Raw genomic sequence first — 17,533 nt, forward strand, 5'->3', positions numbered from 1 at the left:
ATTATTTCTCCCTCAATGCTTCAGATTGATACTCTCGGATAGGGCTCAGGAGATAATCGATAACGCGGCGTTGATCAGTTTTGATTTCAGCGACGATTGACATACCTGGGGTAATGTCAACACGTGTGTTGTCTATGACGATATTATTACTCTTAAGGCTTACCTGAGCCGGGAAGACCAACCCTAACCGCTCATCAGTGGTTGAGTCTCTGGATATACTTAGCAATTCGCCATCAATCGTGCCATAACGTGTATAGGGGAAAGCGTCTACCTTAACGGTGACTTGTTGCCCCGGATGAACAAATCCGGCGTCTTTATTGAGAATTTGCACTTCTGCCAATTGCACATTGTCGTCGGGGACGATCACCATTAAGTTTTGTGCGGGTTGCAGAACTGCCCCTAATGTATGCACACTGAGTTGTTGAACGGTTCCTGTAACGGGAGAGCGAATGACTTCAAGTTGTTCTCGCACTTGAGCTTTTGCTAGCTCTTGCTCTAAAACAACCAATTGAACTTCGGCCTGCTTTCTTTTATCAAACCATTCACGTTCTTTTTGCGTTTTCAGGCTGTTTAAGCGCTCTTCAAGGCTGATATATTGCGATTGCAGCACATTAAGTTCCGCGTTTTGTTGAGCAATCAGACGTTCTGTTTCCAGAAACTCTTTTTCCTGTTCAAGATATTCGACTTTACTGATCACTTGTTTTTGGCTTAAGGTCTGGCGTGCTTTTAAACGCTGGCTAATATTTTGCCGGAGCTTAGTGAGCGCATTGATATCGCTTTTCCGTGATTGTTGAGAAGAAAGATTGACGTTCATCTCGGCTTTCAGATTGGTTACGCTCGCGTCGTACTCTCTTTTTTCACGAGAATAATTTTCAATAACTTGTGTTTGTTGGGATACCGGCAAGGTTTGAAATAATGCCTGTTCTTCTGGCGCTTGTGCCTCAGTTAAAGCCTGATAACGAATCTTTTCATGGGCTTGATATTCGATCTGCTTGAATAACCGAGCAATATCTTGATTAACGCCGAGCGTGTCCAGTGTCAGCAATGGGGCGTCTTTCGTTACTCGCTGTCCGTTCTGAACGTGGATAGCTGTCACCCGGCTCTGTTCATAGGCTTGAATTATCTGAGAGCGACCTGAGACTAGTAGACGGCCGGTGGCCGTAGCCTGAACATCCAACTTACCCAGATAAGCCCAGAGTAAGGCGATGATGACGCCGACACTGAGCGTAATTGCGGTGTAGCGAGCAAATGGTGAAGGTGGGCGCTGCGATAACGCCAAATGTGTTGGTAAAAAATCGTAATGTTGCGGACAAGGACGCAATCGGGTTTTAATTTTATCCTTAAAAGCCTTAATCATGACAAGGCGTCTCCTGTTTTAATTCCTGTTGTAACTGCCAGAGCTTTCGGTATTGCTTGCCGTGGTTAAGCAACTGAGCGTGAGAGCCTTGTTCGATAATTTCTCCCTGATTAAGAACAATGATGCGATCACAATGACGTACAGTTGAAAGGCGGTGTGCGATGGTGATAACCGTTCTTCCTTGGGCGATTTCCGCCATATTGGACTGAATGAGTGATTGTGATTCATCATCAAGGGCGCTAGTTGCTTCATCAAGAATGAGAATTTTGGGATTAGCCAGAATCGTCCGGGCGATGGCGAGTCGCTGACGTTGACCGCCGGATAAAGATTGCCCGCCTTCTGCGATAATTGTGTCATAGCCCATCGGCAGCTTGAGAATAAATTCATGAGCGCCCGCCAGTTTGGCTGCTTTAATGACCGCTTCCAGGTTGACATCGGGTTTTGACTGGGCGATATTTTCATATACTGTTTTGTTAAATAAGAAATTTTCTTGCAGAACTACACCGACTTGCTGTCTGAGCGTTTCAATATTTATATTTTGTAATGGAATCCCATCTAAGGTAATTGCGCCTGTTTCTGGGGTATAAAGGCGGAGTAATAAACGAGCTAATGTACTTTTTCCGGAACCAGAAGCACCCACAATACCAATAGTTTCTCCAGCTCTGATATTGAGCGTTAATCCCTTAATCGTCGGCGGAATATCGGGTTGATAGCGAAAGATAATATGGTTAAATGAGACCGCCCCTTGCAGCGTGATTTGTTGTTGGCCGGATTGCTGTTCGGTTGGCAGGTTTAACATATCTCCTAATTTATCGACGGCTACCTGTGTTCTGATAAATTGTCCCCATAACTCCACCAGTCTGGCTAATGGTTGGGAAGTGTGATTTACCATCATATTGAAGGCGATCAACTGACCAATGGTCATTTGCAGTGATAAAACCTCTGACGCGCCTAACCAGAGAATCGCTGCATTGGTGATTTTTTGCAGGAGCATCACAATATGGTTTGAACGGTTACTCAATTGCTGTACTGCATAGCTGGTATCTATCATCTTCTCCGTCTGGCTATCCCAACGGCGGACGAATCTTGGCTCTACCGCCAAACTTTTCAGGGTTTCAGAACCGGAAACTGTTTCAGTCAGAAAAGAGGTATTTATTGCCGCATGGGTGAACTGTTGTTCAACCGCTTTTTCCATACGAGGCGTCAGCCACCATGCCAAAATGGCATAAAAAGGGAAAGTTGCGAGAAAAACCCAGGTTAGTGTGCTGGATAACAAGCTCATCACGTAGATGAAAATAAACATAAACAGGACATCGACGGATAAGGTGAACATTGAACCCGTCAGAAATTCTCTGATGGTATTCAGTTCACGCACACGTGTGACAATTGCCCCCACCTGACGGGATTTAAAAAAGAGTAAAGGCAGCCCGAGCAGATGCTGCACCAGTTTTAATCCCAGTTTGATATCAATGCGGTTTGCAGTGTGAGCATATTGGTACTCACGTAATCCGCGTAAAATCACCTCGATGATGCCGGCAATGATTAAGCCAAAAACTAATACATCAAGAGTCGATAACGCTTGATGGATTAAGACCTTATCCATAACCACCTGAATAACTAAAGGTGAAATTAACGCAAGAATCTGTAACACAAAGGAAAATAGTAATATCTCGCCCATATTTTTCTTTTGTGCTAAAAATTCTGGAATAAACCAACTGATGTTGAATCTGGCTTGTTTTTGTTTGATTTTAATCCATTTTCCATTCCATTCTTTTATTAGCCTTTCTTCGGGCCATATTTCGGGATTTTCTTTGTCAACCCTCTGTATTAATGAACTCTCTTTATTCGATTTGGCCAAAACAAAAGGTAGGCCATTATTATCAAACAAGATTGCGGGTAAAGGTATGTTATGATGCTTTTTGCTTACGGAATGTTTATTTGAAAGAGATAAGTTAAATTTTTTCTCTATATCCTTTATATAGGAGCGGTAACAGTCAGAGCTTTTTAAGTTATCAATGTCATTAATATTTTCTTTTCCATTACATATCATCAATATCAATCTTAATGATGCTATGGTTAATTTCTCAATTTTATTCATGAAAAATATCTTTAAAATTCACAAAAATACTAATTAAAACAAATTATTATATTAATTTTGCGTGGCGTTTAAGTAGCTGCTTATTATCTTATATTTATTGCGAGTAGCAGTGTGGGTAAATGGGACTATATGTGGGGGGTAAAATGACTTTTTGTGTATGAATATTGATTTTGAGTTTTTGCTCTATATTATTCTACTGATTTGCTTACTCTTAATGTATTTATAGATATACAAAGTCAGGATGCCGCTGAATTAAATGTTTTTCTTGTTGTAAATATTGTATGGCCTTATTAACAAATTGTTTATTTTTGGTGAATAAAAACATGTCTGAAAAATTCGTACAAACTATCTCTAGCGTTAATTATAACAAAGGCGTTTTTTCTCTTTATTTCGTTGGTCAAGAACCCAATCGTATGGCGAATGGGATAATGGCGGAAAATGATAATGAACTTGAATTAAAACAAGTGATCCATATGCCAGCATCGGGATTTATGTATATGGTTTCGATGGTTAAAAATATGTTGGAAGATCCACGGATGGCGGCTGAATTTGACAAATTGGTTGCCGCCGGGTTTTTACCTAATCCACAAATGGTGGAAGAGCAAACTACATCAGAATTGATAGCAGAAGAACCTGCTAATGCTAAAAAACGCCCATCTAAAAATACAAAATAAGATCTCATGGTTGATTAGCGTATGGCGATTGTACATCAACCAGTGAAACTGAATAACGCAGAAATTCAAGCGATGATTGGCGGAGTAATGCTGCTGAGCCAGCATTCTCCCTTGCATCGGAGATACCTGGTGTCCGAGTGGCAACAGCGTATCTTGCCTGCATTTGAGCTGAATCAGTTTTGCTATTATGAAGATGAACATGGGCGCCCAATCGCTTTTTGTAATTGGGCTTTTTTATCTGAGCAGAATCGAGATGAACTTCTTTCGGGAGAAAGAGAGCTTACCCACACAGACTGGCGTTCAGGTCCACATATCTTTTTTCCCGAAATGATTGCTCCTTTTGGTCACGGGCGTGAAGTTGCCAGAGATTTGCGCCGCCGTGTCTTTTTGCCGTGGAAAGGTCAGAAAGCGTGTACTGTCCGCGGGAAACTTGATGTCCAAAACAACCGCTGTATTCGTCAGGTGCAGTGGTTTTTTGTTTAATTTTTGTATGATTTAAAGGGATTTTTGATGGGGAAATCATCAAATAGAAGTACAGAGTACTTCTTTACTGGAAAATACTACGACGATAATGATGGTAATAGTATTACTGCTATTGGTGTTGGTGGTGAAGTTTATGCTTATGGCGGCAATGATGATGTTACTGTTGGTTCAGTTAAAGTCGATGTATACCATACAGATGGTGACCTTTCGGTAAAGGGAGCTTCAGGCTACGCCGGCATTAGTAAAACGGGAAATGGCAGTCTGTCATTTGCGGGCGCCGCCGGCGCCGCTATTATTAATCACACAGGTAATACGGGAAATCTAAATTATTCGGGTGCTGCCGGTTACAACAAACTGGTTCGTAAAGGTTTGTCTGGTGATACAAGTTTTAAAGGGGCCGGTGGATATAATAAGTTATGGCATGAAACCAACCGGGGAGATTTAGATTTTGCTGGCGCAGGGGCATACAATGACATTGATCGTACCTGGCTTAACCGTTATCAAGATTCTCAGGGAAATGTGACTTTTAATGGCGCAGGCGCAGCAAACAGCATCAGTTCACGCGTAGAGACCGGTAACGTTACATTCAATGGAGCAGGTGCGGATAATCACATCATACGTAAAGGTAAAGACGGTAATATTATCTTACGTGGTGCGGGGGCATCGAATCGAATTGAGCGTGTACTTCAAAATAAAGACAGCTATGAACAGACGCGTGGCGATATTACTTTTGAAGGGGTTGGGGGTTATAACAAACTCTATTCTGAAGTCGCGCATGGCAATATTAATTTCTCTGGTGCTGGGGCTTACAATGAAATCACCAGAGTAGGCGCGAATGGAGATTTCGATGGTAAGACACTGGAATTTGCTAAAGCCGAAGAGATCGTGTTGATGACGGCAACGATGGGAGGAAGTTGGATACGGGAGTCACAGCAAGTGACAGGTATTAAATCAACTGTTGAACCGGATACCTATCTTTTCGCATTTGCTGACAAAATGTACACTAAAGTCAGCAAAGTTCGGCTGCAAAATAATCCCACTACCGGTAGACTCGGTTACCATGCCACCTCTTGGTATAAAGCAGGCAATCACCTTAAAAATCTTGCTGCGAAAGACATTTCGTCAGGCAATGGATTTATCGCGGTAAACACGAATGGCGCTTACCGTCTCTCCAGTTTGCTCTTTGAGCATCAGCAACCCGTTAAGATTCATGCTATCGAGGAAACCCTGTTGATGGATCGGTGGGTAACCTATGCGGACGGCATGGTGGTTAAAGCAGAGGATATCTCGCTAGGTGATGCCAAAATGGGAGGGTATGCGATCTCCTCTGATGGCAGCAAAGTCGATGTTTCCGCAGTCAAATCGAACCGGCAGCCCAATACTTATGTGTATGCCAAGGTAATGGGGCCATATACCAAAATCGTTGAAGTTCAGTTGAAAAACGATTCTGATACAAAACAACTGAAATACAAAGCGATGGCATGGTACAAAGCAGGCGATCATACGGGTAATTTGGCTAATGAAGAGCTTTCCTATGCTAACGGATATACCTCTATCGGCCCCGGCTACACCTTAAGCCAGCTTCAGTATAGCGCCAATACAGTGCGCCGAACTTCCCATCGATTAATGCATAGCGAAGAATATAGTCAACAAGACCTTGTTGAGTCGTCCACAAGTAGTGGCTACGTTAATTTTAACGGTGCGGGTGGTGGAAATGTTATTAAATCTAATGTCACGCGGGGAAATGTTAATTTTAAAGGCGCGGGAGCGGCGAATGTCATTTTGCATGGCTCAAAATTTGGCGATACGAATTTTGATGGTGCGGGTGCAGCCAACGTCATTGTAAAAAGCGGTGAAAAGGGCGATCTGACATTTCATGGCGCAGGTTTAGCCAATGTTCTGGTTCACCAAGGCCAGAGCGGGAAGATGGATGTTTATGCTGGTGGCGCGGCAAATGTTCTTGTGCGGGTCGGGGATGGACGATATCTGGCTCATCTTCTGGCCTATGGCAATATCTCGATCCACAAAGGCAATGGTAACAGCCGGGTGCTGATGTTGGGCGGGTACAACACGCATACCCAAATAGGCGATGGTAACGCGAACTGGGTCGGCGCGGGTGGTTTTAACCTCATCACTCAGGCAGGAAAGGGGGACATCTCCTCAGTACTCTTGGGCGGTGCTAACGTGCTAACTAAACTCGGCGCGGGAGATCTGGTTTCAGGGATGTTCGGTGGCGCTAACATTATCACGCATATCAGCGATGAAACTGCCAACACCACCGCCATTGCGTTGGGTGGAGCCAATATTCTCACCAAAAAAGGGAAAGGCAATGCGCAGGCAGTAATGGGCGGCGGTGCGAACGTCCTCACGCATATAGGCGACGGCAATACCACGGGCGTTATGTTAGGTGGCGCTAATGTGTTGACCAAAGTTGGAAAGGGTGACACGACCGGCATCATGTTTGGGATGGGTAACGTGTTGACCCATGTTGGCGACGGTTTGACATTGGGCGTGATGGCTGCGGCAGGGAATATCTTCACCAAAATCGGGGATGGAACATCGATTGCGGCCATGATTGGCGCAGGCAACCTGTTTACCCATGTCGGCAAAGGGGATGCATGGGCGTTAATGGGCGGCGCAGTAAATGTCTTTACCAAAGTGGGTGACGGCAATGTACTGGCATTGATGGTAGCCGCAGGCAATGTGTTCACTCATATCGGAGATGGCGCAAGTGTTGCGCTGATGCTGGCAAAGGGCAATATCGCCACGAAAGTGGGTGATGGCATGACTCTGGCGGCGATGGTTGGCAAAGGTAATATCTTTACCCATGTGGGTAATGGAGAGACATTTGCCGCTATGATTGGCGGCGCCAATGTGTTGACCAAAGTCGGTAATGAGCTGACCGCCGCCTTAATGCTAGGGAAAGCCAATATCTATTCCCATGTGGGTAAGGGGACCAGTATTGGTTTGTTTGCCGGTGAACTAAACGTGATGACCAAAGTCGGTGAGGGGACAACGCTGGCGGCCATGTTTGGTAAAGCCAATATCATGACCCATGTGGGGGATGGCTTAACGGGTGTGTTAGCACTGGGTGAGGCCAATATCGTTACCAAAGTGGGTAATGATTTTATGGGCGTTGTTGCAGCGGCGAAAGCGAACGTTATCACCCACGTAGGCAACTCAACGACGGCGGCTGTTTTGCTTGGCAAAGGCAATATTCTGACCAAAGTGGGATACGGCACGACAGTCGGTCTGCTTATTTCCGATGTGGGTAACGTGATGACTCATGTCGGTGAGGGTACGACGGTGGGTTTTGCCAAAGGTAAAGCCAATCTGATTACCAAGATTGGAAACGGCAATGGAGTGAATGCGGCTTGGGGTGAAGCGAATATCCTGACTCAAGTGGGAAATGGCGACCGTTACAACTTCGCGAAAGGTAAAGCGAACATTGTTACCAAAGTGGGCAATGGGCAAGAAGTCACAGTGGTTCAGGGAGATGCCAACATCATCACCCATGTGGGTAACGGTGATGACTACATTGGAGCCTGGGGGCAAGCCAACGTTATCACTAAAGTCGGTGACGGGCGTAATGTGGTGCTTGCCAAAGGTAAGGCCAACATTGTCACTCAGGTGGGTAAGGGAGACAGCTTTAATGCCTTATGGAGCGAAGGCAATGTCGTCACCAAAGTGGGTGACGGTATGCAGGTTACGGCGGCAAAAGGGAAAGCTAACGTAACGACGACGGTAGGAAATGGCTTAAATATAACTGCTGCTCATGGTGACGCTAATATTAACACTCATGTGGGTGATGGTATTTCGGTTAACGTAGCGTGGGGAAAATATAACGTTAATACTAAGGTTGGCAATGGCCTCAATGTTGCGGTCATGAAAGGCCAGGGTAACGCCAATATTCAGGTTGGTCATGGCTTAGATGTTAATGCTTCTTATGCGCGCAACAACGTGGCGATTAAGATTGGCGATGGTGATTTTTACAGCCTGGCTGTGGCATCGAGTAATACAGAAAGCCACAAACTTGCCTCTTTCTTCGACAATATCAAACAAACTGTGCTCGGTGTGGGGGGCAGTCAGGCGATCAACTACTTGGTGCAGGGGGATGAAGCCAATACATCGGGTACTCATAAGGGCAGAGGTGCGATTAACTTAACTGAAGTTTCCTCCATTGATGGTTTTAAGATGGATGAAATCGATCAAGTTGGTTCGGATTTAAGCACTCGCCTAAGTGGTTCTGTGACGGCGGTAGAAGCGCCGAATATTGACTCAATAGAAAGTTCTTTAGCAGGCTCGTTGAATCGAAAAACGCGATCGGTATCGGATCGGAACGAAAATCTGATCATCAATGGCAATTTTGAACAAGGTAATCAAGGTTGGCAGTCAACTCATGGTGTTGAAGCATATAATGCGGCAAGTGCTTACGGGCTTGATAATGCTGGTCATGGAAAGCGAGTCAGTGAACTTGATGTGAATGTGAACACCACGCTTTCGCAAGAATTGCAAAATTTGTCTGAAGGTGAGGTGGTTTCACTGAGCTTTGACTTTGCAAAACGTTCAGGTCTTGCTTCCGGCGAGGGTATGGCGGTGCTATGGAATGGCGAAAGTATCTTCTCAACCTCTGATGGCGAGGCCGCATGGCAAAACAAGGCCCTGCAATTAACCGCACAAGAAGACACTAATCGAATCGAATTTAAAGGGACCGGTCGGGATGATGGGCTAGGTTATATCTTAGATAATGTCGTTGTGAAATCTGAGATGTCATTGATTTTGAATGGTGACTTTGAACGAGGTAATCAAAGCTGGCAATCGACCAATGGTGTTGAAGCATATAATGCGGCAAGAGATTATGGCCTTGATAACGCAGGTCATGGCTCACGGGTCAGTGAACTTGATGTGGATGTCAGTACCACTATTTACCAGGATCTGAAAAACCGGTTTGAAGGTGAAGTCATTTCACTGAGTTTCGATTTTGCAAAACGCGCAAATGTTGTTATGTCTAATGAAGGCATGGAAGTTATTTGGAATGGTGAAAGTAAATTTACCATTACTAATGGTGATACGGCATGGCAAAGTAAAACGCTGGAATTAATCGCTAAAGCAGGTACTAATCGCATCGAATTTAAAGGTATCGGCGATAGTAATGGTATTGGCTATATCTTGGATAACGTTGTTGCGAAATCTGTAGATACATTGCCAGCCAAGAGAGTTACTGAACATGCCAGACAAGATCAGGCGGCCAAGAATGCATTAAGTGATAAAGAAAAAGCCGAAAAAGATCGCCAATTCCTGGAACAAGAAAAAGAGAAACAACTGGCGGCGATTGAAAAATCGCAATCCCAATTGGAATCAACGGATCAGGCCGCGCTTAACCAGAGTGGGCTGGCGCAAAGTGATGCGGTAAAAGAAGAAGCTCAAGCGGTTACTGAAGAGCTGACTTCAATAGCTGACAGATTTAAAGAATTTAAAAGTAAGATTGATGATAGTCGCGAGTTAGACAGCCATTATCTCGACTATGCGAGGGGAATCTCTGAGGACGTCCAGAAACGGCTGGATGACATCAAACCAACATTAGAAAAACGGCTGGCAGAGATACATCGGGATACTATTGATACACAGCAAAAAGTAAAAGATGCCGTGGCGCTATCAGAATCAGGGGCCGAAAAGGGTAAACAAAATCGTGATAAGGCGATTCTTGATGGTGTAGATGCGCAATTCAAAGCGGATCAGAGAAAAGAAGAAGCACTTTCACAACAGCAGCAGGCAGAAAGGGCGAAGGATAACGCCGATATCGCCTGTCAGGATGCAGAAAAACGTGGTAAGCGTGATACTGCGGCGGCGGAAAGTAAAGCGGCTCAAACCCAAGCGGATGCTAAAGAGGCGAAACTGAGGGATTCCAAACCTGTTCGCATTGGCGCAAGCGGCAGCGGCTTGTTGGGGGAAAAAGCCTATGAGTCAACGGGCGCGGGAGAAACCGGCAGCCATATTGATCCTGAATCGATGTCAGAAGCGAGCAACCGATATTATCAAGGACTGACCGAAGAAGAATTGCAAGCGTTGAAGGATGCAAAACACGCTGTTAACCGGTTGCAGATTAACGCGGGAATGCGTGCAAAAAATACCGGTGTTTCGCTTACTTCTCAATCTGTTGCAACACCATCTGACAGCATTGCGTTACCTCCTTCGCATGAGACGCGTGAACTCATCAGAAAAGCGCCGATAATTTCTGGTATTAATCTGGAAGGATTGGGTAGCAGTAAAAAGAGGGCGATGGCTTCTTCCGTACTAAGTCGTGCACAAAAAATCGCCCACATCTACCGTTGGCTTGATAATGGTAACGCGGATACGTCGGATGAATATATTCCTGTTCCCGGATTTAAACGTGTTAATGCGGATATTTCCGATAAGACCAGACAACGGATGGTGACTTTTGTTGAAAGACATCTCAGAAATGCCAAAGTTAAAAACAACGTACCTGAGAATGAAGCTGCATCTTTAGCGAAACTGTTTGTTGACGCGACTCTGGATTATGACTGGGATAAACGAGTTGAGTTTATTGCCAAACTGGACCGTTATGGCTATAGCTTTGAAGCGGCCCGTGATGACAAAAGTATTGTTTCATTCTGGTCCGGGAAGAGTTTTAGAAGGCATCGAGATGTTCTTGAGGCAGCACAACCGGATGGTAAGAAAATTGTTTACGATGTCGATGTGCAAGGAAACGCTTTTGCGATTCAACTCAATCAGCAACTCATGCGCTGGGGAATTATGTACCTTTCTGATCCTGAAAATAGTGAACATAAAGCGCTAAGAGCGGCAATTGATGCTGCTACATATAGCAACACCGGTTTCTGGAGTTCCATCTATGCCGCAGGATCACGTGGTGATGTTTATTTGATCTCTGAGGGTGGCTTACGTCTTGGCAACTATTTCTGGAATGTTGAATTACCTGTATTGCGTAAACTGCAACGTGAAGGATTAGTAGGTGAAATTCTATTGCTGGATAAGCCGGCAAGTGAATATAAAGGGCTGCCTACAAAATCGATTGGCCGCAGATTAACAGAAGCGGGTATTACTGTGCGGGCGCGGTTTGATGCTTTGACGATTGAAGAGCAGAAAAAACGGCTGGCGGTTAATCCCGACGGCTATAAAGCTGATACCGTTGTTGATCTCGATATTAACCTCAGCGCTGTTGACACGATGCTGAATCAAGCATTGCCGTTTTATGGATTACGTACAGAACGTAACTTATTAGTGCAAAAGAGTAATGAAGGATTTGAGGTGCGTTCATGGCCAGGTAATGGCAATGAATTTAAGAGAATCATTGTAAAAAATACCACCAGTAATAATCTGCTTAAAGCGGTTGAACGTTTTATTCTGGCTAATTACGACAATTATGCGCAATTACCTGATGAGTTATATTTCATTGAAGATCGGATTATATCTCATCATCAAGGACATACTCGAATTCTGACCGAGAAAGTGAATGGCATCTGGAAGCCGGTGCCGAAATTGATGTCGGTGAGTGAGTTCCAGGAAGCTGCATCCGTTGCAGGTAAAATTCGTGGCGACAGTTACCAAAAAGTCATTGATGCGTTAGAGAGTTATCACCATGTCTGGCAAGGAAGAAAAGACTATGAACTGGATGTGATTGAAAAATTATCCGATTTACGCCAACAGGTTGAAGGTTATCTCTTAGGTCATCCTGACTCAAGTCGTGTACCGGCAATGAAGGCTTTGTTGTCTCAAATTGACACGCGCTTTGAAGAGTCGACGGTGCTTGCTCAATCCACTGTGAGAATCCCAGATCAAGGCGATTTCAGTAGTCTGTATGATAAGCTTGGCAGTGCCAATCTTAAGGATTCGAAACATCTTTATGTTGATGAAAATGGTGATTTTGTCACTCGGGGTAAGGCAAATATTCATATTAACCAGAAAGCGGAAAGTGCTGATAAAGCGGTTGATCAAGTCAAAGCGGCGGTTATTAAAGAATATGGTCAAGATATTTCAGCTGCCGTCTTCTCGAATCTGAAAGCCAGTGATTTATCGAATGATGGTAAAGGTATTGATATCTCTGGTTTAAGAAAGATCCATCAGGCGATTGAGAATGTGTTGATACCTTCTGGTTCTCAGAGCAAAGATCATAATGTGGAAAAGAAAAGCTTATTCCAGGAAGTGGGTTATGCCATTTTTGACATTAAAGCAGATGGAAAACAATTGGCTGATTACTCATTCCACTTTAGTCAGAATGAGGATTTATTGGGGGAGCTTAAGAAGCTTGTTCCAGAAATTGGTAATGTGCTTGTGACCAAGGGCAATGACGTTCAGTCCAAAGAGTTTCTGGAAGGAATATGCTTTGCTTTGTCTTCCCGCTATATGATGGAAGAACGGGTGAATGGCGTGGGAGGCGGAAAAGCTTATATGGAGTGGTTGAAGGATGTCGCTAAAGCCTACAACGACAACTCCGTGAATAAGAAAACCGACATCAACTCCGTTGAATCTTCTTTGCTTAACCGATATCGCCGTCAGAAACTCGGCCCGGCGATGGAAAAGTTGTTGTCAATACAACATTTTCAACATCTTGATGCAGGCAGTTTAATCGAGAAAGCGAAAGGGAATATTGATTATAGCGCAAGGCTAAAAGCAAATGGATTAACCGGGGCGAGGATCGGTGATCCGCTGAATTATGAGGTTAATGGCTATGAATCTGTGATGGAGCAACTGCGCAATGTGAAGCAATCGACTTATATGATGTTTATGTCTGAAGATCATGCGATGTCGGTTGTTGTACATAAGAACGAAGCTCAAACAATCTGGTCATTCTTTGATCCTAACTTTGGCGCTAAATCGTTTGATAACTATGATGATTTTCACCGTTTTATGGATTCTTTCCATAAGGGCATGATCACGGGTTACCGATCGCCTATAGGTTATAAATATACTTCTGCCAACCCCGAGGACAGTGCGAAATCGAGCTTCAATATTAACTATAATACATTTGAAGACAGCGCTATTACGGGTTATGACAATACGTGGAAACAGGCGCGTGAGGGTGAACAAAATCATGTATTGCACGCACTGAAAGAGCAGAAAATCGTGTTTTCGCTGGATTCAGGTGTCAAAGGGTGGATCGCGGATTACCGTGAAAATGTCGTCACTCTGGAAGTCATGGATACGAAAGGCCAAAAGGTTTTTGTGGAAGTTGAAAGTAACAACTTTAAACAAGCCGCCAGTTTAGTACAGTTGAATATTAGTAAGATATTTGCTGATCCAACCGTCAGTAAATTGACACTGAAAGACTCAGAGAATGATGCTGCTGCGGTGTCTGTGCTGGAAAAATTATCGTCGGACGCTGTTCTAAAAAACAAAGATGTCGAATCCTGGGAGCGCATTTCAGTTACACCACAAACCGATGGCCGAGAGACGCGTTTTGATGGTCAACTCATTATCCAGATGGAGGATGATCCTGTAGCTGCCAAAGCAGCGGCCAATCTGGCGGGTAAACACCCGGATTCTAGCGTAATTGTTCAGCTTGATTCTGAGGGTAAATACCGAGTTGTTTATGGTGATCCGGCTAAATTATCAGGCAAATTGCGTTGGCAGATTGTGGGGCATGGTCGTAGCGAATCAGAGCAGAATAACACGCGTCTGAGTGGTTACAGTGCCGATGAGCTGGCAATAAAACTCAAACAATTTACTCAGAGTTTTAGTCAGGTGGGTAAACCAGACCACATTAGCATCGTGGGTTGCTCGCTGATTAATGATGACAAACGAGATGGTTTTGCTCGTCATTTTATCACCGCCTTAAAGGAGCAAGATATTCACACGACTGTTTCGGCTCGTCGTAGTGAAGTTGCCGTTGATGTGACTGGTCGTAAATTTACCCGAGATGAAAATGATCAATGGATCAATAACCTGACTGATAACAAAGTCGTATTGAACTGGAATGAAAAAGGCGAACTTGAAACTCATTCAGAGCGAGTGCGTCGCAATATTGCTGAAAGCGATATCAATCTTTCTCGTATCGGTATCGCGGATGCAGATATGCCAGCCAAAGGTGCGATTGTGGATAATGCGGATATTTTCACTGCACCTGAGAAACGTAAAAATAAAATTGAAACCGATTCAAGTCATCTAGCGAATAACCAGCTAAGTTACTCGGGCAATATTCAGGTGAATGTGGGAAATGGTGAATTTACCGCGCTCAATTGGGGAACATCGAACGTTGGCATCAAAGTCGGTGTTGGCGGCTTTAAGTCATTGGCCTTCGGAGATAATAATGTGATGGCGCACATCGGCAATGGCGACAGTCAACATAGCTTCGATATTGCCGGTTATCAGGCGCTTGAAGGGGCGCAAATGTTTATTGGCAATCGTAACGTCAGTTTCAACCAAGGCCGTAGCAATGACCTGATTGTGATGATGGATAAATCCCTGCCGACGCCACCGTTGGTTAATTCATTTGATGGCGCAGCCCGTATTTCTGGAATATTGCAAAGTATTGCCCATTCTGGTGAAGAGCAGGACTGGCTAGCGGCGCAAGATCAGCAATGGACAATCGCTGGCGCGAAAAAATTTGTTCAGGATATGTCTGGTTTGGACCAAACCAGCAGTGTTGACTATAAGACGCTGGTTGATTTGGATTCTCAACATGAACGTAGCAGCCGTGGTTTGAAAAGTGATACTGAAGCAGCGCTGAATAAGAAATTCAACCAGTGGCTAGGCGGTCATGGCAACAGCGTTGATCCAGGCAAAATGAGCCGTGCAGATAAATTCCGTCAGGCTAATGAGAAACTGGCATTCAACCTTGCGGTCGGGGGACAAGGTGCGGATATTCAGGTGACTACGGGTAACTGGAACTTTATGTTCGGTGACAATATCCAGTCGATTCTCGATACTAACCTGGGTTCATTGTTTGGTTTAGCGACTCAGCAATACTCGACAACTGGTATAGCGAAAACAACGTTTACCTATAATCCGCAGGATTTGCCACGCCAGCTTAAGAACAAATTGCTTGGTCGGTTAGCCAGTGTGAATGCGGATACCACTTTAGCGGATATCTTTGATGTGGATTACACTGCCGATGGTGGTATTGTCTCCCGTGGAGGCGAGCCAGTGGATGGTGTGGCTATGCTAAAAGAGATGATTGAAGTTATTGGAGAATTCGGTGGCGAACAACTGAAAGTTTTCACTGATCCAGATAAATTGCTCGACGATCTGAAATCTCACCTCAATATGGGGACGGATGGCATTAAATCCTTTGCTGAGAGTCATGGCTTGAAACAGAAAGAGCCTGATGAAAATGAAAAAACGCAGAGCGGTATGCCAACTACTGTAGAGACGGATAACACCAAACCAGAGCGTGCATTTGGTTTTCATTCGCTGAATTTGCCTAACTTGTTTGCGACGATGTTCAGCAAAGATAAACAAGAAGAGATGAAGTCATTAGTGACCAATCTGAAAGAAAATCTAACCGCAGATCTGCTTAATATGGAGCAGAAAACCTTTGATTTCTTGCGTAACAGCGGTCATCTACAAGGGGATGGCGATATCCATGTTTCGTTGGGGAACTATAACTTCAACTGGGGCGGTGATGGTAAAGATCTTGGCGCCTATCTGGGTGATAACAACAACTTCTGGGGTGGGCGCGGTGATGATGTTTATTATTCAATCGGCACTTCCAACATCTTTACCGGCGGTGAAGGCAATGATCTGGGCGTCTTGATGGGGCGTGAGAACTGGATGTTCGGCGGTAATGGCGATGATACCGCAGTAGTAGCTGGTCGTATTAACCATGTATTTATGGGTGAAGGTAATGACCAAACGTTTGTCTTTGGCGAAGGCGGCTTAATCAATACCGATAAGGGGCAGGATTACGTCGTTGCCTCAGGCAACTACAACCGGGTGGATACCGGGGAAGATCAAGATTATGTCGTGACCATTGGTAATAATAATCGGGTTGAATTGGGTGCAGGCCATGACTTTGCCAGGGTATTTGGTAATGACAATCAGATTGACGGCGACGCCGGTAACGATGTCATTAAGCTGATGGGTTACCATGCGGTGATTAATGGTGGAGAAGGCGATGACCATCTGATAGCAGCCGCTATTTCGAAGTTCAGCCAGTTTGATGGCGGTAATGGTCAAGATCTGTTGGTGTTAGGAGGTTATCAGAACCGCTTCCAGGGTGGTGCAGGTGCAGATAGTTTTGTGGTTAGTAATAAGCTGATTGACAGTCAGGTTGATGATATCAATGTAGAAGATATCATCGTCTTTGACGGTATTAACTGGCAAGACCTATGGTTCCAACGCAGCGGATATGATTTGGTGTTATCAGTAAACCGCCATACTGAGGATAAAACCGCTCAGGGTGCATTTGAATCAATAGGTTCAGTTACCTTTAGTGATTACTTTAATGGCCATCGTGCCAAACTAGTGACTCAGATGGGGGATAAGAATTCATCGGGAGAGCGTGAGTTTACTGCTCTATCGGATAATGCAGTTGATACCTTGATCCAATCAATGAGCAGTTTTGCTTCGACAGCGGGCGATAATGGTTTTATTGAAAATCTGGACAATAGGGCGAAAATTGCCATTACAACGGCGTGGGCAGATACCACTATTGGCAAGGCGAAGTTTGCGTAATTAATTCCCTGGAATAAAAGTAAAATAATAATAAAAATGGTTCACTGAATTGGTGAGCCATTTTTTGCTATTGACTGACTAAGGGGTATTTTTATTAATGAATTTTATTTATCATTATTATTTCCTTACTGAAAAAGTAGGATATTATTATCTCATTTACTTACACAATTTAAATGGTTATAATCTGTGGGGTTATTTATGGAAATGGAACAAAGTAATTGATGAAAATTTGTATCTTAGTTTATAAGTGACTTTATTATCTTATCTGTA

5 protein-coding genes are annotated in these 17,533 nt (G+C 44.2%); 3 read left to right on the forward strand and 2 right to left on the reverse strand.

Annotated elements, in window-relative coordinates; genetic code table 11:
• Window position 1 precedes the first annotated feature (1 nt).
• The gene (locus V2H77_RS23215) at window positions 2-1,357 is read right to left on the reverse strand and encodes an HlyD family type I secretion periplasmic adaptor subunit (protein ID WP_341500652.1); all 1,356 of its coding nucleotides are present in this window, start codon (window positions 1,355-1,357) and stop codon (window positions 2-4) included.
• A complete protein-coding gene (locus V2H77_RS23220; RefSeq protein WP_341500653.1) occupies window positions 1,350-3,455 on the reverse strand; it encodes a peptidase domain-containing ABC transporter in 2,106 nt (701 codons plus the stop codon). The genes V2H77_RS23215 and V2H77_RS23220 overlap by 8 nt, the downstream gene beginning before the upstream one ends.
• Before the next feature lie 323 nt (window positions 3,456-3,778).
• Between V2H77_RS23220 and rtxH the strand changes: the two genes are divergently transcribed.
• Genes rtxH through rtxA form a run of 3 tightly spaced genes read left to right on the forward strand, consistent with a single transcriptional unit; the run spans window position 3,779 to window position 17,263 of the window.
• Window positions 3,779-4,129, forward strand: coding sequence for a protein RtxH (rtxH, locus tag V2H77_RS23225; RefSeq protein ID WP_341500654.1), 351 nt, complete (start codon window positions 3,779-3,781; stop codon window positions 4,127-4,129).
• Between the two features lie 21 nt (window positions 4,130-4,150).
• Window positions 4,151-4,612 carry an RTX toxin-activating lysine-acyltransferase RtxC gene (gene rtxC, locus V2H77_RS23230; RefSeq protein WP_341500655.1) on the forward strand — a complete coding sequence of 154 codons (462 nt, stop codon included), beginning with the start codon at window positions 4,151-4,153 and terminating at the stop codon, window positions 4,610-4,612.
• 27 nt (window positions 4,613-4,639) lie between these two features.
• Complete coding sequence (gene rtxA / locus V2H77_RS23235; RefSeq protein ID WP_341500656.1) at window positions 4,640-17,263, forward strand: MARTX multifunctional-autoprocessing repeats-in-toxin holotoxin RtxA; 12,624 nt, start codon at window positions 4,640-4,642, stop codon at window positions 17,261-17,263.
• Window positions 17,264-17,533: the final 270 nt, after the last annotated feature.

It is taken from the genome of Photorhabdus sp. P32 (assembly GCF_038085095.1).
Taxonomy (GTDB): domain Bacteria; phylum Pseudomonadota; class Gammaproteobacteria; order Enterobacterales; family Enterobacteriaceae; genus Photorhabdus; species Photorhabdus luminescens.

What these genes read in the sequence shown, in the direction of transcription:
- rtxC (WP_341500655.1), top strand. Translation starts at nt 4,151, where the DNA reads ATGGCGATTGTACATCAACCAGTGAAACTGAATAACGCAGAAATTCAA.
- rtxA (WP_341500656.1), top strand. Translation starts at nt 4,640, where the DNA reads ATGGGGAAATCATCAAATAGAAGTACAGAGTACTTCTTTACTGGAAAA.
- V2H77_RS23220 (WP_341500653.1), bottom strand. Translation starts at nt 3,455, where the DNA reads ATGAATAAAATTGAGAAATTAACCATAGCATCATTAAGATTGATATTG.
- rtxH (WP_341500654.1), top strand. Translation starts at nt 3,779, where the DNA reads ATGTCTGAAAAATTCGTACAAACTATCTCTAGCGTTAATTATAACAAA.
- V2H77_RS23215 (WP_341500652.1), bottom strand. Translation starts at nt 1,357, where the DNA reads ATGATTAAGGCTTTTAAGGATAAAATTAAAACCCGATTGCGTCCTTGT.